Genomic DNA, 22,034 nt, shown 5'->3' on the forward strand with positions numbered 1-22,034 from the left:
GGCCCGGACGGGGAACCGTCCGGGCCCGCGGCCTCGTCGTGGTGCCTGGTGGAACGATCTAGGGAGGGCACGTGAGCGTCGGCTCCGGGATAGCGGGCCTGCTGCGGCGCCGGGCCGAGCAGTGGGCCGTCCGGCTGCGGCAGCGGCGGACGCAGCGCAGGATCTACCAACTGGCCGTCCTCTGCTGCGCGGTGGCGCTGGCGCCGATGTCCTGGCTGTGGCTGACGGCGGGGGACCGGGTGGGCACGGTGGAGTCCGCGCCCTCGGCGCCGGTGGCGGTCGTCTTCGGGGCCGGGCTGGACCGCGGACAACCGACGCCCTATCTGGAGCACCGCCTGGTCGGGGCGCTGGACCTCTACCGGGAGGGGAAGGTCCAGGCGATCCTGGTGACCGGCGACAACGGGCGGGTGGAGTACAGCGAGCCCGACGCGATGTTCCGCTACCTGGTCGACCACGGCGTCCCGCAGGACCGGGTGGTCCGGGACTACGCGGGCTTCACCACGTGGGACTCCTGCACCCGGGCGCACCGCGTCTTCGGGGTGGACCGCGCGGTGCTGGTGAGCCAGGACTTCCACGTCCGGCGGGCGCTGGCGCTGTGCCGGGCGGCCGGGATCGAGTCGTACGCCGTCGGGGTGCCGGAGCTGCACGACGTGACGTGGCTGTACGGCGGCCTGCGGGAGATCCCGGGGGCCGGCAAGGCGGCGCTGAGCGCCTGGATGCGGCCGGACCCGGTGTTCCTCGGGCCCAAGGAGGACGGGATCCCGAAGGCGCTGGCGCAGGCCGCCAAGAGGTAGCGGAGGGGGTAGCGGAGCGGGGTATCGGAGGGGGCGCGGCCGGGGCGAGGCGGGGGTGCGGCCGGGTTCGCACGCACTGTCGGACCCGTGCGGCATGATCGGCGCGTGCGATCACTGCCGAGCATCATCCACCTCGACATGGACGCCTTCTTCGCGGCGGTGGAGCAGGCGGCCAAGCCGAGCCTGCGCGGCAAGCCGGTGATCGTCGGCGGGGTGGGCGGGCGCGGGGTCGTCTCCACCGCGTCGTACGAGGCGCGGAAGTTCGGGGTGCACTCGGCGATGCCGACGGCGCAGGCGCGCCGGCTGTGCCCGAACGCGGCCTTCCTGACCGGGCGGTTCGAGGCCTACCGGCAGGTCAGCGACATCGTCATGGGCCTGCTGCGGGAGCTGTCGCCGCTGGTGCAGCCGCTGAGCCTGGACGAGGCGTTCGTCGACCTGGAGGCCGGCCCGTACGGCCCGGCACTGAGGGAGGCGGACCACCAGACCGGGGAGCGGCTGGTGCTGGCGCTCGGGGAGGACCTGCGGGCCGACATCCGTCGGCACACCGGGGTCACCGGGTCGGTCGGCGCGGCCGGGTCCAAGCTGATGGCGAAGATCGCCTCCGAGCGGGCCAAGCCGGACGGGCTGGTGCTGATCGAGCCCGGGCAGGAGCGGGCCGTGCTCGGCCCGATGCCGGTGCGGGCGCTGCCCGGGATCGGGCCGGCCACCGAGCAGGTGCTGCGGCGGGCCGGGCTGGTCACGGTGGCCGACCTCACCGACGCGGGCGAGGCGGAGCTCGTCCAACTGGTCGGCAAGGCCCACGGCAGCGGTATCTACGCCATGTCGATAGGGCTGGACGACCGGCCCGTGGTGGCCGACCAGGACGCCAAGTCGGTCTCCGTGGAGGACACCTTCGAGGTGGACCTCGCCGACCGGGACCGCGTGCTGCGCGAGGTCGAGGTGCTGGCCGCCCGGTGCGTGCGGCGGCTGCGGGCCGCGGGGCGCTCGGGGCGGACGGTGGTGCTCAAGGTCCGCCGCTTCGACTTCTCGACGCTCACCCGGTCGGAGACGCTGCGCGGGCCGACGGACGACGAGACGGTGATCACCGAGACGGCGCGTCGGCTGGCGTCCCAGGTGGACATCACGGGCGGCGTGCGGCTGCTCGGCGTCGGGGTCTCGCAGCTCGCCGACTACACCCAGGAGGACCTGTTCGCCCAGGCCGTCCGGGAGGAGGCCGCGCTCGAACACGGCGGCGAGGAGGGCGCGGGGGCCGCGGAGGAGCCGGAGGAGCCCGTCCTGCGGCGCTGGATGCCCGGGCAGGACGTCCACCACGCGGAGTACGGGCCCGGGTGGGTGCAGGGCAGTGGCGTCGGGCGGGTGACCGTGCGGTTCGAGACGCCGTGGAGTGAGCCGGGGCGGGTGCGGACCTTCTCGGTGGACGATCCCGACCTGGAGGCGGCCCGGCCGCTGCCGCTGGTCGAGGGCGAGGACTGGGGCGGCCGGCGGTTCGGCGCCGGGGCCGAGGAGGGTGCCGATGAGGACGTGGGGGATGACGGCGAGGAGGGCGCCGAGGAGGACGGCGAGGAGGACGCCGAGGAGGGCGCCGAGGACGAGGGCTGAGAACGCGTTGCGGCCCCACCTGGAAGGGGAGTACCAGGTGGGGCCGCATTCCGTTACCGGGCCTCGGGCGGTCGCGATGCCCTCCCGACCGTGTGAGGTCCGGGCCCCCGCGCCCTGTCCCTGAGCGCGGGGGCGGACGCCTCGTCAGGCGTCGGTCTTCACCAGCTCGTCGCTGGGGATCTGCCCGGCCTGGGCACCGGAGGCGGTGACCGGGGCGGAGGACTTGACGGTGCGGATCAGGAACGGCACGACACCGGCGATGATGCAGACCACGGCGGTGGTCCAGAACGCGTGCTTGTAGGCGTCCAGCGTCGGCAGCAGCACCGGGATCTTGATCGGGAGCTTCATGGTGTCGCCGGTCAGGATGGCGGTCATCACGGCGGTGCCGATCGCGCCACCGACGGTGCGCAGCACGGAGTTCATGCCGTTGGCGATGCCGCTCTGCTCGACCGGGACGGCGCCGTTGATGTACGCCGGCATCGCGGCGAAGGCGAGGCCGATGCCGAGGCCGAAGATGGCGGAGGCGGTGTAGATGTCGCCCTCGTGGCTGTGGCGCAGCGCCAGGTAGGCCATCGCGACGGCGCCGAGGACGCCACCGAGGACCAGCGGCAGACGCGGGCCGCGGCGGGCGATCAGCATGGCGCCGACCGGAGCGGCCACCATCGAGCCGATGGCGGACGGCAGCAGCATGATGCCGGCGTGCAGCACGGTGGCGGTGAAGCCGTAGTGGGCCAGCTTCTCGGGGGTCTGCGCGAAGTTGCTGATCACCATGAACGAGCCGTACATGCCGAAGCCGATCAGCAGGCCGGCCAGGTTGGTGAAGGCGACCGCGGGGCGGGACATCATGCTCAGGTCGACCAGCGGGTGCTTGACCTTGACCTCGATGACGCCCCAGATCAGGGCCACGACGGCGGCGACGGCGAACAGGCCGAGGGTCTTGGTGGAGGTCCAGCCCCAGTGGTTGCCCTGGCTGACCGCGACCAGCAGGGCGGAGAGCCAGCCGGCCAGGGTGAGGGCGCCGAGCGGGTCGGCGCCGCCCTCCTTGTCGGTCACCGGGTCGGACGGGACGCGGAAGGCGACCAGGGCGACCGCGATCAGGCCGAAGACCAGGCCCATCCAGAAGATCGACTTGTAGTTCCAGTGCTCCAGCAGGAGACCGGTGGCCACCAGGCCGAGGCCGGAGCCGACGCCCATCGAGGCGCTGATGGCGGCGACGCCGCCGGTCACCTTCTGCTTGGGCAGCTCGTCGCGGACGATGCTGATCGCCAGCGGCATCACGCCACCGCCGGCGCCCTGGAGGACGCGGGCGACGATCAGCAGGCTGAACGAGTGGGTGCTGACGGCGAGCGCCGAACCGGCGACCAGACCGGCCAGCGAGATCAGCAGCATCGGCTTGCGGCCCCGGAGGTCGCCGAAGCGGCCCAGGAGGGGAGTCAGCACGGCGGCGGAGAGCAGGTTGGCGGTCATCAGCCAGGTGATGTTGGAGCCGGAGACGTCCAGTTCCTTGGCCAGCGACGGCAGGATCGGGACGACCGCGGTCTGCACCACGCTGAACGACAGCATCGCCAGGATGAGGGCCGGCAGGACCCGGGTGGTGCTCTGCTTCTCGGCCGCGGTGGTGGGCTGTGGTGCCTCACTCACGGTTGCTTCCTCCCGTACATAGTGAATGAACTGAAATAACCATGCAGGGAGATACTTCAGAGTGTCAAATATCGAGTGGTTAAGGTTTGGCAAAGGGGGGTGGTCGGATGGAGGTCGGGTGGAGGTGGGGGGCGCCTGCGGCGGGCTGGGGGGTGGGGAGTTGGGGGAGTGGTGCGGTTTGGCAGAGGGGGGTGGTCGGGCGGGGGTGGGGGGCGCCAGCGGCGGGCTGGGGGGGGGGGGTTGGGGGGAGTGGTGTGGTTTGGCGGAGGGGGGTCGTCGGGTGGGGCGTCGTGTGGTTTGGCGGACGGGGGTGGTCGGGCTGGGGGTGGGGAGTTGGGGTGGGGGAGGCGGTGGGCATGGCAAAGGCTCCCGGTGGGGGCCGGGAGCCTTTGGGTGGTGCGGTTCAGGACAGGGGGCGGAGGGAGGCGCCGTTGGGGGTGGGGGTGCCGTTGGGGGCTCCGTTGGGGGTGGCGGGGGTGTCGTCGTGGACCTCGACGTTCTCGCGGCGGAGTTCGTCGTGGATGACCTCCTCCGCCGTGTAGCGCTCGACGACGAGGCGGACCCGCTCGATCGGGGCGAGGTACTTGCGGACCACCGGGCGCTCCTCGCGCAGGGTGACCTCCTCCACCGCCTCGGCGATCTCCTTCTCGGTGAGGGCCGCCCGCTCGGCGTCGCCCACCGGCATCCGCTCCACCCGGACGCGTTCGCGGACCACCGGGACCCGGCGCTCGACCTGCTCGCTCGTCACGTACTTGCGCAGCTTCGCCGTGCCCAGCACGTGCCACTCGGTGGTGATGTCCAGCCGCTCCTCGCGGCAGGTGATCTCGACCGGGCCGCTGGGGGCGGACGGGGCCTCGGTCGCCGGGGCGTTCTGGGGCTTGGGCTGGACGGCGGGCTGGGCGACGGGGGGTTGGGCGGTCGTGGTCGCGGCCGCCATCGGGGCGGCTGTCGGCGCGGGGGTGCTGAGGGTCCGCACGTGGGCCTCCGTGGCGGTCGTGGTGGGAGCGGTGGTGAGGGTGGTCGTGGTCATGGGGGCGACGGTCGTCGTGGCGGCGGCCGCGGTGGTGCCGAAGTCGAGGTCGGGCTGCGGCGGTCCGGCGTCGCCGTTCACCGGCCGGCCGTTCACCGGGGTGTCGAGGCCGTAGTAGCGGTAGAGCTGGAGCTCCTGGGCCGGCGACAGGTGCTGGCCGACGCCGAAGTCCGGCGAGTCCTTGACCAGCGACTTGTCGTACGGCACGCGGAGCTCGTCGCCGGAGAACTCGCTCGTGGTGAGCGGGACGAAGGCGTCCCGGCCGAAGATGCCGGTGCGGACGGCGGCCCACTCGGGCTGGCCGGTGGCGTCGTCCAGGTACACCTCGTCGACCGTGCCGATCTTGTCTCCGTTGCGGTCGACCGCCTTGTGGCCGATGAGGTCGCGGGGGTCGATATCGGTTTGCACTCTTTCCTCCAGTGCGCTGCGCCTGCGGAACTCCCGCAGGACGGCGGCCGGAGCAGCCGTGCCGTCCGCCACTTCACACCAAAAGCCATCAACCGGACGGCCGCGAGCGGGGTGCGTCCGGACGGGCTGCGGGGTGGGCCGTTCGGGGGACGCGCGTAGACCCCGGGTGACCGGACACACCCGTGATCGAACGGGCTCCCGCTGGTACCCTGGGCCGCGACCGCCGAGCCCGCTCGGGAGAGTCCCCGAAGGCGAAAGCCACTGGTCGGGGCGCCGAAGGAGCAACTCCTCCCCGGAATCTCTCAGGCATCCGTACCGTGTGGGATAGGTCACTCTGGAAAGCAGGGCAGGACCGCCGGCGAGGGAGCCGACGGCCACCACCCTCACCGACGGTGCAAGCCGGCGGAGCGCCCACGGCGCGCCGCGCGGGCGAAGCTCTCAGGTCCCGATGACAGAGGGGGAGGCCTGTCGGGTCCGCCCGCCACCAGGCCCACCCGCTGTCCGCAGCGGTGCAGGCCGACCGGCGTGCGTACCCCCGCCGGTCCGTGACCAGGAGGCCTCGACCACCATGAACGCCCAGTCGAACGCGGGACGCCCGAGCGGCGCCGTCACCCTCACCGAGCTCGAGCAGGCCAGCCCCTTCGAGAACCGCCACATCGGCCCCGACGCCGCCGCGCAGGAGAAGATGCTGGCGCAGGTCGGCTACGGCTCGCTGGACGAGCTCGCCGCCACCGCCGTGCCCGAGGCGATCCGTTCCATCACGGGTCTGGACCTGCCCGCCGGCCGCAGCGAGGCCCAGGTCCTCGCGGAGCTGCGCGAACTGGCCGGCCGCAACCAGGTGCTCCAGCCGATGATCGGCCTGGGCTACTACGGCACCTTCACCCCGCCGGTGATCCTGCGCAACGTCCTGGAGAACCCGGCCTGGTACACCGCGTACACCCCGTACCAGCCGGAGATCTCCCAGGGCCGCCTGGAGGCGCTGCTCAATTTCCAGACCCTGGTCTCCGACCTGACCGGCCTGCCCACCTCGGGCTCCTCGCTGCTCGACGAGTCCACCGCCGCCGCCGAGGCGATGGCGCTGGCCCGCCGCGTCACCAAGGTCAAGGGCGGCGTGTTCCTCGTCGACGCCGAGACCCTGCCGCAGACCGTCGCGGTGATCAACACCCGTGCCGTGCCGACCGGTGTCGAGGTCGTCGTGGCGGACCTCTCCGAGGGCATCCCGGCCGAGATCGCCGAGCGCGGCGTCTTCGGCGTGCTGCTCCAGTACCCGGGTGCCACCGGTGTCGTGCGCGACCTCGCCCCCGTCATCGAGCAGGCCCACGGCCTCGGCGCGATCGTCGCGGTCGCCGCCGACCTGCTGGCGCTGACCCTGCTCAAGTCGCCCGGCGCGCTCGGCGCCGACATCGCCTGCGGCACCTCGCAGCGCTTCGGCGTGCCGATGGGCTTCGGCGGCCCGCACGCCGGCTACCTGTCGGTGCGCGCCGAGTACGCCCGCTCGCTGCCCGGCCGCCTGGTCGGCGTCTCCGTCGACTCGGACGGCAACCGCGCCTACCGCCTGGCGCTGCAGACCCGCGAGCAGCACATCCGCCGCGAGAAGGCCACCAGCAACATCTGCACCGCCCAGGTGCTGCTCGCCGTCATGGCCTCGATGTACGCCGTCTACCACGGCCCGGACGGCCTGGCCGACATCGCCCGCCGCACCCACCGTTACGCCGCCGCCCTCGCCGAGGGCCTGCGGGCCGGCGGCGTCGAGCTCCTGCACGGCGAGTTCTTCGACACCGTCACCGCCGTCGTCCCGGGCCGCGCCGCCGAGATCGCCGCCGCCGCCCGTGCCAACGGCATCAACGTGTACCAGGACGGCGAGGACCGGATCTCGGTCTCCACCGACGAGACCACCACCCGTGAGCACCTGGCCGGCGTCTGGGCCGCGTTCGGCGTGCCCGCCGTCGAGGCCGCCGAGACCGCCGAGGCGCTGCCCGCCGCGCTGCTGCGCGAGGACGAGTACCTCACCCACCCGGTCTTCCACAGCCACCGCTCGGAGACCGCCATGCTGCGCTACCTGCGCCGCCTGTCGGACCGGGACTACGCGCTGGACCGCGGCATGATCCCGCTGGGCTCCTGCACCATGAAGCTCAACGCGACCACCGAGATGGAGCCGGTGACCTGGCCGGAGTTCGGCCAGCTGCACCCGTTCGCGCCGATCGACCAGGCCCAGGGCTTCCTGACCCTGATCCGCCAGCTGGAGCAGCAGCTGGTCGAGGTCACCGGCTACGACGCCGTCTCGATCCAGCCGAACGCCGGTTCGCAGGGCGAGCTGGCCGGCCTGCTGGCCGTCCGCGCCTACCACCACGCCAACGGCGACACCCAGCGCGACGTCTGCCTGATCCCGTCCTCCGCGCACGGCACCAACGCGGCCTCCGCCGTGATGGCCGGCATGCGGGTCGTCGTGGTGAAGACCCTCGTCGACGGCGACGTGGACGTCGAGGACCTGAAGGCCAAGATCGAGAAGCACCGCGACAGCCTGTCGGTGCTGATGGTCACCTACCCGTCCACCCACGGCGTCTATGAGACCGAGATCACCCAGATCTGCGCCCTGGTGCACGAGGCCGGCGGCCAGGTGTACGTGGACGGCGCCAACCTGAACGCCCTGGTCGGCCTCGCCAAGCCGGGCAAGTTCGGCGCGGACGTCTCGCACCTGAACCTGCACAAGACCTTCTGCATCCCGCACGGCGGTGGCGGCCCGGGCGTCGGCCCGGTCGCGGTGCGCGCCCACCTGGCGCCGTACCTGCCGAACCACCCGCTGCAGGAGGAGGCCGGCCCGGCCACCGGTGTCGGCCCGATCTCGGCGGCGCCGTGGGGCTCGGCCGCGATCCTGCCGATCTCCTGGGCGTACGTCCGCCTGATGGGCGGCGAGGGCCTCAAGCACGCGACCCAGGTCGCCGTGCTGAACGCCAACTACATCGCCAAGCGCCTCGCCCCGCACTTCCCGGTGCTCTACACCGGGCCGGGCGGGCTGGTCGCGCACGAGTGCATCATCGACCTGCGTCCGCTCACCAAGGAGACGGGCGTGACGGTGGACGACATCGCCAAGCGCCTGATCGACTACGGCTTCCACGCGCCGACGATGTCGTTCCCGGTGGCCGGCACGCTGATGATCGAGCCGACCGAGTCCGAGGACCTGCACGAGATCGACCGGTTCTGCGACACGATGATCGCGATCCGCGCCGAGATCGACAAGGTCGGCTCGGGCGAGTGGGCGGCCGACGACAACCCGCTGTGCAACGCCCCGCACATCGCCGCCACCCTGGCCGGCGACTGGGCGCACGGCTACTCGCGGCAGGAGGCCGTCTTCCCGGCGGGCGTGAACCCGGCGGACAAGTACTGGCCGCCGGTCAGCCGGATCGACGGCGCGTACGGCGACCGCAACCTGGTCTGCTCGTGCCCGCCGCTGGACGAGTACGGCGTCTGAGCCGGATCCGGCAGGCGTGAGTGGCAGGGCCCCGGCGGTACGTTCGCCGGGGCCCTGCCCCGTTCTCGTGGACTGTCCCCCGCTGATGGTGGCGTGCGTACGGTCGGACCGCGGGTCAGGCCGCGGGTCGGACTGCGGGTCAGGCCGCGTGGGCGACCGGGCGGCGCGGTGCGATCACCCGGCCGTCGGGCAGCAGCTCTCCGGTGTCCTCGAACATGAGGACACCGTTGCAGAGCAGGCTCCAGCCCTGCTCCGGGTGGCAGGCCACCGGGACGGCAGCCTCGCGGTCCTCGGACTCGGCCGACGGGCACTCAGGACGGTGCTGGCACATGCGTACCCTCGCTTCGCTCTGCGATCCTCCCCGTGGGGCGGCCGCCGACGGCGAGCCGTCGGGAACCGCCGCGCAGTCGGATCCTGTCCGCGCGCCGACCAGGTGTTGAGCGGCGCTCAAGTGGGTAGGACAGGTGGTCCTTCCACGCTGGTTCCCAGTGTCGGCATCTGCGGACGTGCGCGCAGCGATTTGGTGACATGCGCCACAACTCCCGCGCAGAGATCACCCGTTCAGGTGGGGCTGGTGGCGAAATACGCACAGACGGGTCAGGCGCAAGGTGACCCATCAGGGCCATGGACGGTGACCCGTCCGGGTGGGTGAGAGGTCCGGAGAGCCCTGGGGTCGGGGGTGTCGCCAGGGGTGTCCGGGTCAGGAGGTGCCGAGGAGCAGCGGCTTGGCGAGGGGGGCGCGTGCGAGCAGCGGGAGGAGTTCGGCGGCCGGGTACGCGCGGTGCGCGGTGACGCCGAGCGGGGCCGGGGCGAGCGGGATCAGGAGGTCGGCGGCCGGGCCGGTGTCGGGGCTGTGCAGCCACAGCGCCGTCGCGTACTGGCCGGGGAAGGTCAGCAGGCGGGGCTGGTGGCGCACCCGGGAGCCCTGCGCGAGCTGCCAGGCCTGGCGCAGCGCCCGGACCGTGGAGTCCAGGTAGGGGCCGGCGGTGAAGTGGGAGAAGGTGTGGCCCTCGATGTCCAGCACCACTTCGGCGGCGGCGGCCACGTCGGCGCCGTCCTTGATCAGGAAGCGCCAGCCCGTCCGGCGGGCGGCGGTGAGCTCGGGGTGCGGGCCGTCCAGGACGTGGACGGCGAGCGGGTGGGCGGGCAGCAGAGGGCCGGCCGGATGACGCAGCGCTGCGGCGGCGGGCTGGCGCAGCGCGGTCTCCGAGTCGAGTGCGGCGAGGACCGCGCGCAGGGCGCTCGGTGGGGGTTGCGGGGTCTGCAGTGTCATGGCGAGGTCGCCTCTCCGTGTGAGATCGGCGTGCGAGTGCGGCATACCGGCGTGGCGCGGTGTGTCAACGGTGACGGGACCTGGCCGTGTCCGGTTGTGCAGGATCGCGGAGCCGGCGCGGTCGCCGCCCTCGACGAGGGCCTCGGGGCGGGGGGCGGACCGGCCGGAGCGCAGTGCGAATTCTATCGAACAGGTGCGCAGGGTGACCTGTTTATCACAGGCGGTGGCGTCGGGCAAGTCGGCAGATACTCTGAATAGTCGTCAGTTTCCTTGCATTGCAAGCCAGTACACGCCTTCGGGTATCGATCTTCCGGGCGGGCATGATGTCTGGCACGGTCGGTCGGCCGGTGGCTCAGGAGGAGGGGACCATGGGCGAGAAGGTCGTGGCGACGCGTGCGGATCTGGCGGACCGGCAGCTGTACCGACGAAAGCTCCAGGCCTGCCTCGACGCGCTCGGGCGGATGCTGCAGGAGGACCGCTTCGACCGCCCGCGCGCGGTGATGGGCGTGGAGATCGAGCTCAACCTGGCCGACGAGCAGGGCCTGCCGGTGATGCGCAACGCGCAGGTGCTGAGCTCGATCGGCTCCAGCGACTTCCAGACCGAGCTCGGCCGGTTCAACATCGAGGTGAACATCGCGCCGCACCGGCTGGGCGGGCACGTCTTCGAGGAACTGCGCGAGGAGATCGACACCGGGCTGCGCTACGCCGACCGGCGGGCGGCCGAGGCCGGCGCGCGGATCGTCATGGTGGGCATCCTGCCGACGCTGGAGCACGACCACACCGGGCTGGACGCGATGTCCCACAACCAGCGGTACAGCTTGCTGAGCGACCAGATCCTGGCCGCCCGCGGCGAGGACATCTCGCTGGACATCGAGGGCGTCGAGCGCCTCCAGCTGGAGTCGATCACCATGGTCGCGGAGGCGGCGGCGACCTCGCTCCAGCTGCACCTCCAGGTGACGCCGCAGCGGTTCTCCTCGGTGTGGAACGCGGCGCAGGCGATCTGCGGGCCGCAGCTCGCGCTGGGCGCCAACTCGCCGTTCCTGTTCGGGCGGGAGCTGTGGCGCGAGACCAGGCCGGTGCTGTTCCAGCAGGCCTGCGACACCCGTACGGCGGAGCTCAAGGCGCAGGGCGTACGCCCGATCACGTGGTTCGGCGAGCGCTGGGTGGACTCGGCGTACGACCTGTTCGAGGAGAACCTGCGCTACTTCCCGGCGCTGCTGCCGATCTGCGACGACGAGGACCCACTGAAGGTGCTGGCCTCCGGCGGCGCGCCCCGGCTGGCGGAGATGCGGCTGCACAACGGGACGATCTACCGGTGGAACCGGCCGGTGTACGACGTGAGCGGCGGGGTGCCGCACCTGCGGGTGGAGAACCGGGCGTTGCCGGCCGGGCCGACGGTCGCCGACACCCTGGCCAACGCGGCCTTCTACTACGGGGTGGTGCGGGTGCTGGCCGAGCAGTCGCGGCCGGTGTGGACCAGGCTGCCGTTCGACCGGGCGGACGAGAACTTCCGGCAGGCGGCGCGGTACGGCGTCGACGCCGTCTTCCAGTGGCCGCGCTCGGGCCGGGCGGGGCGCGGCGGCGGGCTGACCACGGTGTCCGCCGTCGACCTGGTGCTCGGCGAGCTGCTGCCGATGGCCTACCAGGGCCTGGACGCGTGGGGCGTGGAGCCGGCCGACCGGGACCGCTACCTCGGGATCATCGAGCAGCGCTGCCTGCGGCGGACCAACGGCGCGGCCTGGCAGAGCGCGACCTTCCACCGGCTGCGGGAACGGTACGGGATGGACCGGCCCGCGGCGCTCGCGGCGATGACCCGGCGGTACATCGAGCACATGCGGGGCGGCGAGCCGGTGCACACCTGGCCGGTGGGGTAACGCCGTGGCCGGGGGGCGCAACGTGGTGGACCCGTCCGGCCACGGCACCAGCGCCCGCCGGCCGGATCGCGCGGCCGCTGTGTCAGGATGATCGCCCCGGTGGTCGGCCGACGGCCGGAGGCCTGATCGCCGCACTGGAGCCCGCCCGTGACCACCGTCCCGACCGAACCGGGGACCGCCCGGCCCACGCGCCGGCTGCTCGGTGCCGAGCTGCTGATCGTCCTCGGGCTGTCGCTCGGGGCCAGCGGCATCAGCGCGGTCATCGACTTCGCGGGCTCGCTCACCGCGCCGCTCTCGCTCGGCCAGCAGGTCGCGACCCTGAACGGCTCGCGGGCGCCCGGGCGGCCGTGGCTCGACCTGACCTGGCAGCTCTACTACATCGGGCGCGGGCTGATGCCCGTCGTCCTGGTCGGCTACCTGCTGGTGCGCGAGGGCGTGACGCTGCGCGTGCTCGGCTTCGACCTGCGGCAGAAGCTGCGCGACCTCGGGCGGGGCGCGGGCGTCGCCGCCGCGATCGGCGGGTCCGGGCTGCTGCTGTACCTGGCGTCCCAGGCGGCCGGGTACAACCTGACGGTGGCGCCGTCGGGGCTGCCGGACGTGTGGTGGCGGGTGCCGGTGCTCGTCCTGTCCGCGTGGCAGAACGCGATCCTGGAGGAGGTCGTCGTCCTCGGCTACCTGCTGCGCCGGCTCGGGCAGTTGGGGTGGTCGTGGCCGGCGGCGCTGGTCGCGAGTTCGGTGCTGCGCGGCTCGTACCACCTGTACCAGGGCGTCGGCGGGCTGGTCGGCAACATGGTCATGGGCGCGGTGTTCTGCCTGGCCTACCGGCGGTGGGGGCGGGTGATGCCGCTGGTGGTGGCGCACGCGCTGATCGACACGGTGGCCTTCGTCGGGTACGCGCTGCTCGCCGGGCACGTCAGCTGGTTGCCCACTCCTTAAGCCTGGTGCCCACTCCTTGAGCTAGCTTCCTACTCCTTGAGCCTGTGCTGCCTACCCCTTGAGCGTCAGCTTGCTCTGGGACCTCGGCGGGCGGGCGAGGAGCCGGTCGACGTGGCGGCGTTCCAGGCCCTGGCCGGGGTCGATGCGCAGCAGGACGCGGTCGCGGCGCCACAGTGAATTGCGTACCAGGCGCTGGGGGATGACATCGTCCATCCACGCGAACGGGCGGCCTCCGGCGTAGCGCAGCAGTGGGGCCCACTTGCGGGACGAGAACAGTTGCATGAGGGGGACGCGCGGGTCGCCGGGCTGCGGGACGTAGCCGGTGAAGCGGACGAAGGGGAGCTCGGGCAGGCCGATCGCGGGGGAGATGTGGGTGTTGGCGTGCTCCTCCCAGGTGGTGGCCCACACGAGTTCGTACGTGTCGGCGAGTTCGCGCAGCCAGTCGCCGTGGCGGGCGGAGAGCAGGACCGAGTAGCCGAGCAGGGTGTGGGCGTCGAACCCGGCGTCCGGGTGCGGGCAGACCGGGTTGAGGACGCCGTCGACGTCTAGGAACAGCAGAGGCTTCGGCACCAGTGGCCCCCCAGGTGGTGGTGAATGACTCACCTGGTCGGACGAACCGCGTGCGCCGGTGGTTGCGCACCACCTGGCGGACGCAGGGCGCACGCGGGGCGCAGGGGGCGCTCGCGGAGCCGGGTGCGGGAGTCACCCGAGGTGGCCCCGGAGGAAGCTCAGGGTGCGGCGCCAGGCGGTGCGGGCCTGGAGGGCGTCGTAGGTGCCGAGCGGGTTCTCGTCGTTCATGAAGGCGTGTCCGGCCGGGTAGAAGTGGATCTCCGGGCGGATGTCGGTGGCCTCGCCGATGCGGGTGGCGGCCTCGTCGACGGCGGACATCGGGATCGAGCGGTCGTGCTCGCCGAAGTGGCCGAGGACGTGGGCGGTGAGGCCGCGGTAGTCGAAGTCCGGGTCGGGCGGGAGGCCGTAGAAGGGGACGGCGGCGGCCACCTTGTCGCCCGCGCGGGCGGCCAGCAGCAGCGCGAAGCCGCCGCCCATGCAGAAGCCGACCACACCGACCGCGTCGCCGACGACGCCGTCCAGGGCGAGCAGGTGGTCGACGGCGCCGGCGAGGTCCGTCACTGCGTGCTCGACGGGCAGCTCGCGCTTGAGGCGGGCGGCTTCGGCGCCGTCGTGGGTCGTCGCGCCGCCGTACAGGTCGGGCGCGAGGACGGTGAAGCCCTCGGCGGCGAAGCGGTCGGCCATCGTGGCGACGTGGGTGGTGAGGCCCCACCACTCCTGGACGAGGACGAGGCCGGGGCCGACGCCCTGGGGCGGGCGGGCCAGGTAGCCGTGCGCGGTGCGGCCGTTGCTCGGGAAGGTGAGGTTCTGCCGGGAGCCGCCCTGGTCTGGCATGGCTTCCTCTCGGTGGGTCGGGCCGCGTGCGGCGGTCGTCCTGCGGCGGTCGTCGGTGGGGACCGTTGGGGGGCGTCGGTGGGGGTCGGGGTCAGCCCATTTCCTCCAGGGCGCGGCCCTTGGTCTCCTTGATGCAGAAGGCCACGAACGGGATGGAGAGCAGCGCGAAGGCCGCGTAGATCACGTACGTCGCCGAGAGGTTCCAGTCGGCGAGGTCCGGGAAGCTCACGGTGATGGCCCAGTTGGCGATCCACTGGGCGGAGGCGGCGACGGACAGGGCGAGGGCGCGGATCCGGTTGGGGAACATCTCGCCGAGCAGCACCCAGACCACCACGCCCCAGGAGAAGGCGAAGCAGAGCACGAAGACGTGCGCGGCGACCAGGGCGACGGTGGCGTGGGTGTTGTCGAGCGTCGCGGTGTCGCCGGTGCCGTGCCGGTAGGAGAACGCCCAGGCGGCGGTGGCGAGCGCGAGCGCCATGCCGATCGAGCCGGCGAGGGCGAGCGGCTTGCGGCCGATCCGGTCCACCAGCACCATCGCGATCACCGTGCCGATCACGTTGACGATCGAGGTGGAGAGGCTGATCAGCAGCGAGTTGGACTCGTTGATGCCGACCGACTGCCACAGGAGCGACGAGTAGTAGAAGATCACGTTGATGCCGACGAACTGCTGGAACGCCGAGGCGCCGATGCCCACCCAGACGATCGGCAGGAGGCCGAAGCGGCCGCCGAGCAGGTCCTTCAGCCGCGGCTTGTGCGCGGACTCCAGCACCGCGCGGATCTCGGCGACCCGGGCGTCCAGGTCGACGTCCTCGCCCTCGACCTCCCTGAGCACCTTGCGGGCCTGCGCCTCGCGGTGGTCGGCGATCAGGAAGCGCGGCGACTCGGGGATGGCGAGCGCCATCAGGCCGTACACCAGCGCCGGGATGGTCTCGACGCCGAGCATCCACTGCCAGGCCTGGACGCCGCCGAGGTGGCCGGTGGACTCGCCGCCGGCGGCCTGGTTGAGCGCCCAGTTCGCCAGCTGGGAGACGGTGATGCCGAGCACGATCGCCATCTGCTGGAACGACGCGAGCCGGCCGCGGTACGCGGTCGGGGCGACCTCGGCGATGTAGGTGGGGGCGATGACGGAGGCGATCCCGATCGCGACGCCGCCGACCACGCGCCAGGTGGCGAGCACCTGGATGCTCGGCGGGAACATCGAGCCGAGGCCGCTGATCGCGAAGAGCGTCGCCGCCAGCAGCATCGTGCGCACCCGGCCGAGGTGGTCGGCGAGCCGGCCGGCGGCCACCGCGCCGGCGGCCGAGCCGAGCAGCGCGATGGCCACGACGAACGCCGTCTCGCCGTTGCCCACCCCGAAGTGCTTCTGGATGCCGGTGACCGCGCCGTTGATCACGGCGCTGTCGTAGCCGAACAGGAAGCCGCCCATCGCCGCGGCCGCGGAGATGAACACGACGTGTCCGAGGTGGGCCTCTCCGGCGGTGGACCGGGTGTTGGTTGTGGACACGCGCGCTCCCCGAGGTGGACGGGCCCGCCCGGCGGGGACGGCGGCGTGCGGGGCCGCCGGCTCCGCCGGGCGGGCAGGGTACGTCTCACATTCGACCAGTGGCGGGGGGCCGAGGCCCGGTTTCGTGGGCCGATCGGGTGATGCCGTGTCAGGCGGGTGGCCGGGTGTGCGGCCTGTGGTCGGGCGCGGGGCGCTGGGCCCGTGGTCGGGCGCTGGACGCGGGCTCAGCCGGCGGTGCGCCGCTGGTTGCGGCGCAGCAGCTGGGTGCGGGCCAGGGTGTCCTGGCCGCTGCCGCGTTCGGCGAGGCGGTCGGCGATCGCGTGCTGCTCGTCGGCCGGCTTCTTGTCGTCGTACTTGAACTTGGCGCGCACCTGGAGGACCGTCAGGCGCAGTCCGCGCAGGCCCGGGAGCAGCCGGGAGAACTCCCCCTCGCCCGGGACGACCCGGGTGTCCGGGGTCTCGGGCTGGAAGTGTGCCAGCTGGCGGTTGAGGATCTCGGCCTTCCCCGCGGCCGACTCGACGATCTCCGCCGTGCACTGGAAGTGGACGGACGCGTAGTAGCTGGTGGGCGTGCCGGGTGCGCCGCGCCAGTGGCCGGGGGCGAAGGCGTAGCCGTCGGTGACCGCGAGGGTGACGTGCGGGTCGGCCCGGACGGCGGCGAGCAGCGGGTTGGGCGCGGCGAGGTGCAGCAGGATCTCGCCGCGGTCGGCGTCGAGCAGGAAGTGCGTCGGGACCAGGACGGGGCCTTCGCCCTGCCCGCCGTTGGCGGCGAGCAGGCCGAAGTCCCGGCCCTCGGCGAGCCAGGCGCGCCACTCGGCCTCGTCGCCGCGGTCCCAGGAGCGGATCAGCATGACGCGTTCTCGTTCTCGTTCTGGGTCTGAGTCTGGGTCTGGTCGTGCATCGGCGGGGTGCCTTCGTCAGCCGGCCAGCTCGCGCAGGTGCGCGGGGAGCGGGACGGTGGTGGAGGCGGCCGGAGCGGGGGTGCCGAAGCCGCTGGTGACGGGGACGACGCCGGCCCAGTAGGGCAGGTCGACGTCCTCCGGCTCGTCGTTGGCGCCGTCGTCGCGGGACTTGGCGGAGACCTCGTCCAGGTCGAGGCGGATCACGGCGGTGGCGGCGAGCTCCTTGGCGTTGGCCGGGCGGACCTCGGCGGAGCGGCCGGGGACGGTCTGGTCGACCAGCGCGTCCAGGGCGACGTTCAGCTCCTCCGGGTCGGTGACCTGGTGGGCGGTGCCGTGCGCCACCACCGAACGGAAGTTGACGGAGTGGTTGAACGCGGACTTGGTCAGCACGAGCGCGTCGACGAGGGTGACGGTGACGCAGACCTTCAGGCCCTCGTCGTCCTTGGCGCCGCGCATCGGGCGGCTGCCCGTCGAGCCGTGGACGTAGAGGTGGTCGCCGACGCGGGCGTAGATCGTCGGCAGGACGACCGGTGCGCCATCGGCGACGAAGCCGAGGTGGCACAGGTAGGTGCTGTCGAGTATCGCGTGGATCGCGTCCCGCTCCCAGGTGGCGCGGTCCTTGTAGCGCGTCGGCGTGGTGCGGGCGGTGCGGGCGTAGGTGGCACCGGCGGCGGTGGTGGCGGCGGTGGCGTCCGACGTGGTGCTGTGCGACGCGGTGCTGTCCGTGGCAGGGACCGACATGACAAACCTCTATGTACTAGTGCATAATTTGCTTTGTGCTAGGAGACTATCCGCTGAAAGGGCGACGCGCCAGCGAAATCGCGGCCCACATCGAACAGGGCGTCAGTGGCGGGCAGCTCGCGCCCGGAACCGCGCTGCCCCCGCTGCGCGACCTCGCCGCCGAGCTCGGCGTCAACGCCAACACCGTCGCCGCCGCCTACCGCCTGCTGCGCGACCGCGGCGTGATCGAGACCGCCGGTCGCAAGGGCAGCCGCATCCTGCCCCGGCCCGCCCTCACCACCCGCGACCAGATCCGCGTGCCCGTGCCCCCGCACGCCCGCGACCTGTCCGCCGGCAACCCCGACCCGGCCCTCCTGCCCGACCTCGCCCCGGCCCTCGCCGCCGCGGCGGAGGCGGCCCGCGCCGAACCCGTCCTCTACGGCCACCCCTCCGTCGACCCGGGCCTGCTCGCCCTCGCCCGCGCCTCCTTCGAGGCCGACGGCCTGCCCGGCGGCCCGATCGCCGTCGCCTCCGGCTCCCTCGACACCGTCGAGCGCATCCTCGGCACCCGGCTGCGCCCCGGCGACGCGGTGGCCGTCGAGGACCCGGGCTGGGGCAGCCTGCTCGATCTGCTGCCCGCGATGGGCCTGCGGCCCGCGCCCGTCCGGCTCGACGACGAGGGCCCGCTGCCCGACTCGCTCGCCGCGGCGCTCGACGAGGGCGCCCGCGCCGTGATCGTCACCAGCCGGGCCCAGAACCCGACCGGCGCCGCACTCACCGCCGCCCGGGCCGCGGCCCTGCGCGAGGTGCTGGCCGGGCACCCCGACGTGCTGCTGATCGAGGACGACCACGGGCACGGCATGGTCGACCAGGCCTACCACCCGCTGGCCGGCGCCGGTTCGCGGCACTGGGCGGTCGTGCGCTCGGCGGCCAAGGCGTACGGGCCCGACCTGCGCCTGTCCGTCGCGGTCGGTGACGCGGACACCATCGGGCGCGTCTCCGGGCGGCTGCGGCTCGGCGCGGGCTGGGTCAGCCACCTGCTCCAGCGGACCGTCGCCGAGCTCTGGCGCACCGACGCGGCGCCCGTCGCCACCGTGGCCGCCGTCTACCGGGCCCGCCGGGACGCGCTGCTCGGCGAGCTCGCGGCGCGCGGCATCGCGGCGCACGGCGAGAGCGGGCTGAACGTCTGGGTGCCCGTGCCGGACGAGACCTCCGCGCTCACCGCGCTCGTGCAGCGCGGATGGGTCGCGGCGCCCGGCGCGCGGTACCGGATCCAGTCGCCGCCCGGGATCCGGATCACCACGGCCGACCTCCGGCCGGACGAGGCGCCGCGGCTGGCGGACGACCTCGCGGCGGTGCTCGGGGCGGGCGGGGGCGGGTCGCGGCTGGTGTGAGTGCGGCGGGTGTGGCGGGTGCGGGTGCGGCAGGTGCAGGTGGCCGGGGAGGGGGTTCGGGGCGGGGGTTCGGGGAGGGGGTTCGGTGGCCGAGCGGGTGGGGGCTGGTCTGAACCCGTGGGTAACAAAGCGGGAAACCTGCTGCACGTACCTAGCGGTAACCAGCTCTGTCATGCCATCTTCATCGCGCCACCGGCGCCGGCGGCCTACCCTCACACGCGTCTTCCCGTCCCCACACCACGGGGAGACCGAGCCGCAGGAGTTCCGCCGTGCCCGAAAACGGTTCGAGAAACACCCGCACGACCCCGCGACTCGCCCGCAGGCTGCTCACCGCGGCCTTCGCCCTCCCGCTCGCGATCGGCGGCGGTGTCGCCGTCGCCGCGCCCGCCTCCGCCGCCTCCGCCGCGGTGCCGAGCGGGCCCACCGCCAGCGTCACGCTCGGTGACAGCTACATCTCCGGCGAAGCCGGCCGGTGGATGGGCAACTCCGCCGACGGCAGCGGCGACCGGAGCGGCACCGACCGTGCCTGGAACGGAAGTTCCTACGACCCGAGCGCCGTCTACGGTGCCACCGCCGCCAACGGCTGCGACCGCTCCGACGTCGCCGAGGTGACCGGTGCGTCCTCGGTGGCGGCCAAGCAGATCAACCTGGCCTGCTCGGGCGCCGTCACCAACAACGTCTTCCGCGCCTCCAGCGGCGGCCAGTCGCTCAAGGGCGAGGCGCCGCAGGCCGACCAGCTCGCCGCCGTGGCCGCGCAGAACAACGTCAAGCTGATCACGCTGTCGATCGGCGGCAACGACCTCGGGTTCTCCGGCGTCATCTCCAGCTGCGTCCAGGACTACCTCGTCTGGTACAGCTACTGCCACGGCTCGCAGCAGTCCGCGATCGACTCGAAGATGCCGGCGGCGATGGCCGGCGTCGGCAAGGCGATCGACGAGATCCGTGCCGTGATGTCCAACGCGGGCTACGGACAGGGGACTTACCGTCTCGTGCTGCAGTCCTACCCGTCCCCGATCCCGCGCAGCTCCGAGATACGCTACCCCGAGAGCGGCTGGACCCGCTCCAACACCGGCGGCTGCCCGTTCTGGGACGGCGACGCCGACTGGGCGCGCGACTCGATGGTGCCGCAGGTCTCCAAGGCGCTGGCGCAGGTCGCCGCGGCCAAGGGCGTCCAGTTCCTCGACCTCTCCGACATGCTGCAGGGGCGCGAGGTCTGCTCCACGGCCACCCGGCAGCCGACCACGGACGCCGCGCCGTCCGCGGCCACCAGCGAGTGGGCGCGCTTCCTCGACGGCGGGCTCAACACCACCCAGGGCGCGTTGCAGGAGTCGATGCACCCGAACTACTACGGGCAGCAGGCGCTGGGCAGTTGCCTCACCCAGCTGTTCGCGCGGAGCAGCGGGAACTACGCGTGCCGCAACACGGCGGGGCAGGACGCGAGCGGGATGTACCTGGCCGCCGAGTGACGTTCTGCGATGTGACGTGATGTGACCCGATGTGACGTGGCGCGACGTGGCCCTGGGCTTCCCCGTGTGGAACGGGGGAGGCCAGGGCCCCTCGGGGTCCTCAGCCCTTCGCGAGCAGCGCCTGGGCGTGTGCGCGGACCTGATCCTTCGTCAAGTACGCGTCCGTGTACTCGAAATCCTGCAGTCGGGCGGGCTGGCGGGCCAGGAAGCCCGTGCGGACGAAGTCGTCGCCGGCCGTCGCGTTCAGCAGCCAGTTCGCGCCCACCCGGAACTTCGCCACGTTGGTGCGCATCGCCATCAGGTGGTAGCCGCGGGCCACCAGCTGCGCCGGCACCCCGCGCAGCTCGACGCCGACCGGCTTCGACACCGCGTCCTTGCCGCCCAGGTCCACCACCAGGCCCAAGTCCTTGTGGTAGTACGGCTCCAGCGGCTGGTGGCGGAGCGAGGCGATCACGTTGTTCGCCACCGCGCGGCCCTGCCGGGCCGAGTGCTGGGCGGTCGGCGGACACACCGCGCCGTCGCCCTTCGCGAGGTCCGGGACGGCCGCGGCGTCGCCCAGCGCGAACACCCCGTCGAACTGCGGCACCCGCATCTCCGCCGTCACCGCGATCCGGCCCCGCACCGTCTCCGCGTCCAGCGTGCCGATCAGCGGGCTCGCGGCGACGCCCGCCGTCCAGATCAACGTCCGGCAGGGGAGCACCCGGCCGTCGGTGAACTTGACCGACTCGGCGCCGACTTCGGCCACCGACACGCCCAGCGACACCTCGATGCCGCGCGCCCGCAGCACCTCCAGCGCCGCCGTGCCGAGGGCGTCGCCGAGTTCGGGCATCAGCTTCGGGGCGATGTCGATCAGGTGCCACTTGATCTGCCGCGCGTCCAGCCGCGGGTAGCGGCGGGCCGCGGCGGTCGTCAGGCGCTGCAGGCAGGCCGCCGTCTCGGTGCCCGCGTAGCCGCCGCCCACCACGACGAACTGCAGCCGGGACTCGCGCTCGTTCTGGTCCAGCGTCGTGGAGGCCAGGTCGAGTTGGGCGATCACGTGGTCGCGGACGTAGGCGGCCTCGGCGAGCGTCTTCATGCCGCGGGCGTAGTCGGTGAGGCCCGGGATGTCGAACGTGCGGGTGACGCTGCCCGGGGCGAGCACGAGGATGTCGTACTTCTGCGCGATCACCTCGTCGGTGATCTTCCGGACGACGCAGACCTTGGACACCGGGTCCACCCCGATGGCCCCGCCGGGCACGATGTGGGTCCGGCGCAGGCTGCGGCGCAGCGACACCGCCACCGACTGCGGCGTCAGGACGCCGGCGGCGACGTGCGGCAGCAGCGGCAGGTAGAGCTGGTAGCTGAACGGCGTGACCAGCGAGATCTCGGCCTCGGAGGGCGCCAGCTTGTGTTCGAGGCGGCGGGCGCACTCCAGGCCGGCGAAGCCACCGCCCACGATCAGGATCCGGGGTCGTTCCATCGCTCATCCCTTTACCGTGCGGGTCTTACCGGGAGGGGTCCTTGGTGCTGTCCGCCACACTCGCATGGGGGAGGGGTGGGTGCCACTGGGGTGGGGCGGATGGGGGCCGCTGCGCGGGGCTTGGGGGGTCGTGGGCTTTCGGGTGGGTGGGGGGTGCCGGG

The 22,034-nt window shown here is 72.9% G+C and carries 17 protein-coding genes, 1 pseudogene and 1 riboswitch; of the genes and pseudogenes, 7 read left to right on the forward strand and 11 right to left on the reverse strand.

The window, feature by feature from the left end:
* Positions 1-71: 71 nt before the first annotated feature.
* Positions 72-794, forward strand: coding sequence for a vancomycin high temperature exclusion protein (locus ACFXDE_RS41090; RefSeq protein WP_380499341.1), 723 nt, complete (start codon positions 72-74; stop codon positions 792-794).
* A gap of 105 nt (positions 795-899) precedes the next feature.
* On the forward strand, positions 900-2,393 hold the full coding sequence (locus tag ACFXDE_RS41095; protein ID WP_380499342.1) for a DNA polymerase IV: 1,494 nt from the start codon (positions 900-902) through the stop codon (positions 2,391-2,393).
* Between the two features lie 144 nt (positions 2,394-2,537).
* Here the strand turns inward: ACFXDE_RS41095 and ACFXDE_RS41100 are convergent, their stop codons facing one another.
* The 3 genes and pseudogenes from ACFXDE_RS41100 to ACFXDE_RS41110 all read right to left on the reverse strand — a co-directional run.
* Entirely contained in the window at positions 2,538-4,034 is a 1,497-nt protein-coding gene (locus ACFXDE_RS41100; protein WP_380449071.1) for an MFS transporter, read from the reverse strand.
* A gap of 403 nt (positions 4,035-4,437) precedes the next feature.
* Entirely contained in the window at positions 4,438-5,064 is a 627-nt protein-coding gene (locus tag ACFXDE_RS41105; protein ID WP_380499349.1) for a YsnF/AvaK domain-containing protein, read from the reverse strand.
* 27 nt (positions 5,065-5,091) lie between these two features.
* Positions 5,092-5,472 (reverse strand): annotated as a pseudogene (locus tag ACFXDE_RS41110) (PRC-barrel domain-containing protein); the annotation flags it as partial.
* A 224-nt stretch (positions 5,473-5,696) separates the two neighbouring features.
* A riboswitch (glycine riboswitch) is annotated at positions 5,697-5,800 on the forward strand.
* Positions 5,801-6,040: 240 nt separating this feature from the next.
* Between ACFXDE_RS41110 and gcvP the strand changes: the two are divergent.
* Positions 6,041-8,941: an aminomethyl-transferring glycine dehydrogenase gene (gcvP, locus tag ACFXDE_RS41115; RefSeq protein ID WP_380448329.1), complete on the forward strand. Its 2,901-nt coding sequence runs from the start codon at positions 6,041-6,043 to the stop codon at positions 8,939-8,941.
* A 139-nt stretch (positions 8,942-9,080) separates the two neighbouring features.
* On the opposite strand, the gene ACFXDE_RS41120 is transcribed toward gcvP, so the two are convergent.
* Both ACFXDE_RS41120 and ACFXDE_RS41125 read right to left on the reverse strand, forming a co-directional pair.
* Positions 9,081-9,272, reverse strand: coding sequence for a DUF5999 family protein (locus tag ACFXDE_RS41120; protein ID WP_313766696.1), 192 nt, complete (start codon positions 9,270-9,272; stop codon positions 9,081-9,083).
* A 369-nt stretch (positions 9,273-9,641) separates the two neighbouring features.
* The gene (locus tag ACFXDE_RS41125) at positions 9,642-10,214 is read right to left on the reverse strand and encodes a hypothetical protein (RefSeq protein ID WP_380448330.1); all 573 of its coding nucleotides are present in this window, start codon (positions 10,212-10,214) and stop codon (positions 9,642-9,644) included.
* 368 nt (positions 10,215-10,582) lie between these two features.
* Between ACFXDE_RS41125 and ACFXDE_RS41130 the strand changes: the two genes are divergently transcribed.
* Both ACFXDE_RS41130 and ACFXDE_RS41135 read left to right on the forward strand, forming a co-directional pair.
* On the forward strand, positions 10,583-12,088 hold the full coding sequence (locus tag ACFXDE_RS41130; protein WP_380448332.1) for a glutamate--cysteine ligase: 1,506 nt from the start codon (positions 10,583-10,585) through the stop codon (positions 12,086-12,088).
* Positions 12,089-12,235: 147 nt separating this feature from the next.
* Positions 12,236-13,024 (forward strand): CPBP family intramembrane glutamic endopeptidase, encoded by a 789-nt coding sequence (locus tag ACFXDE_RS41135; protein WP_380499343.1) that lies wholly within the window; start codon positions 12,236-12,238, stop codon positions 13,022-13,024.
* Positions 13,025-13,075: 51 nt separating this feature from the next.
* Here the strand turns inward: ACFXDE_RS41135 and ACFXDE_RS41140 are convergent, their stop codons facing one another.
* The 5 genes from ACFXDE_RS41140 to ACFXDE_RS41160 form a co-directional block, all read right to left on the reverse strand.
* Positions 13,076-13,594: an HAD domain-containing protein gene (locus ACFXDE_RS41140; protein WP_380499344.1), complete on the reverse strand. Its 519-nt coding sequence runs from the start codon at positions 13,592-13,594 to the stop codon at positions 13,076-13,078.
* A gap of 132 nt (positions 13,595-13,726) precedes the next feature.
* Positions 13,727-14,428, reverse strand: coding sequence for an alpha/beta fold hydrolase (locus tag ACFXDE_RS41145; RefSeq protein ID WP_359974977.1), 702 nt, complete (start codon positions 14,426-14,428; stop codon positions 13,727-13,729).
* 91 nt (positions 14,429-14,519) lie between these two features.
* The gene (locus tag ACFXDE_RS41150) at positions 14,520-15,854 is read right to left on the reverse strand and encodes a sugar porter family MFS transporter (protein ID WP_380499351.1); all 1,335 of its coding nucleotides are present in this window, start codon (positions 15,852-15,854) and stop codon (positions 14,520-14,522) included.
* Between the two features lie 302 nt (positions 15,855-16,156).
* Complete coding sequence (locus tag ACFXDE_RS41155; RefSeq protein ID WP_380499345.1) at positions 16,157-16,783, reverse strand: FMN-binding negative transcriptional regulator; 627 nt, start codon at positions 16,781-16,783, stop codon at positions 16,157-16,159.
* Between the two features lie 66 nt (positions 16,784-16,849).
* Positions 16,850-17,575 carry a pyridoxamine 5'-phosphate oxidase family protein gene (locus ACFXDE_RS41160; RefSeq protein WP_380499346.1) on the reverse strand — a complete coding sequence of 242 codons (726 nt, stop codon included), beginning with the start codon at positions 17,573-17,575 and terminating at the stop codon, positions 16,850-16,852.
* A gap of 35 nt (positions 17,576-17,610) precedes the next feature.
* Between ACFXDE_RS41160 and ACFXDE_RS41165 the strand changes: the two genes are divergently transcribed.
* Both ACFXDE_RS41165 and ACFXDE_RS41170 read left to right on the forward strand, forming a co-directional pair.
* Entirely contained in the window at positions 17,611-18,948 is a 1,338-nt protein-coding gene (locus ACFXDE_RS41165) for an aminotransferase class I/II-fold pyridoxal phosphate-dependent enzyme (RefSeq protein WP_380499347.1), read from the forward strand.
* 269 nt (positions 18,949-19,217) lie between these two features.
* A complete protein-coding gene (locus ACFXDE_RS41170; protein ID WP_380499348.1) occupies positions 19,218-20,414 on the forward strand; it encodes a GDSL-type esterase/lipase family protein in 1,197 nt (398 codons plus the stop codon).
* 100 nt (positions 20,415-20,514) lie between these two features.
* On the opposite strand, the gene ACFXDE_RS41175 is transcribed toward ACFXDE_RS41170, so the two are convergent.
* Positions 20,515-21,873 (reverse strand): NAD(P)/FAD-dependent oxidoreductase, encoded by a 1,359-nt coding sequence (locus tag ACFXDE_RS41175; RefSeq protein ID WP_380445890.1) that lies wholly within the window; start codon positions 21,871-21,873, stop codon positions 20,515-20,517.
* Positions 21,874-22,034: the final 161 nt, after the last annotated feature.

The sequence above is a fragment of the Kitasatospora sp. NPDC059408 genome (assembly GCF_042751525.1).
Taxonomy (GTDB): domain Bacteria; phylum Actinomycetota; class Actinomycetes; order Streptomycetales; family Streptomycetaceae; genus Kitasatospora.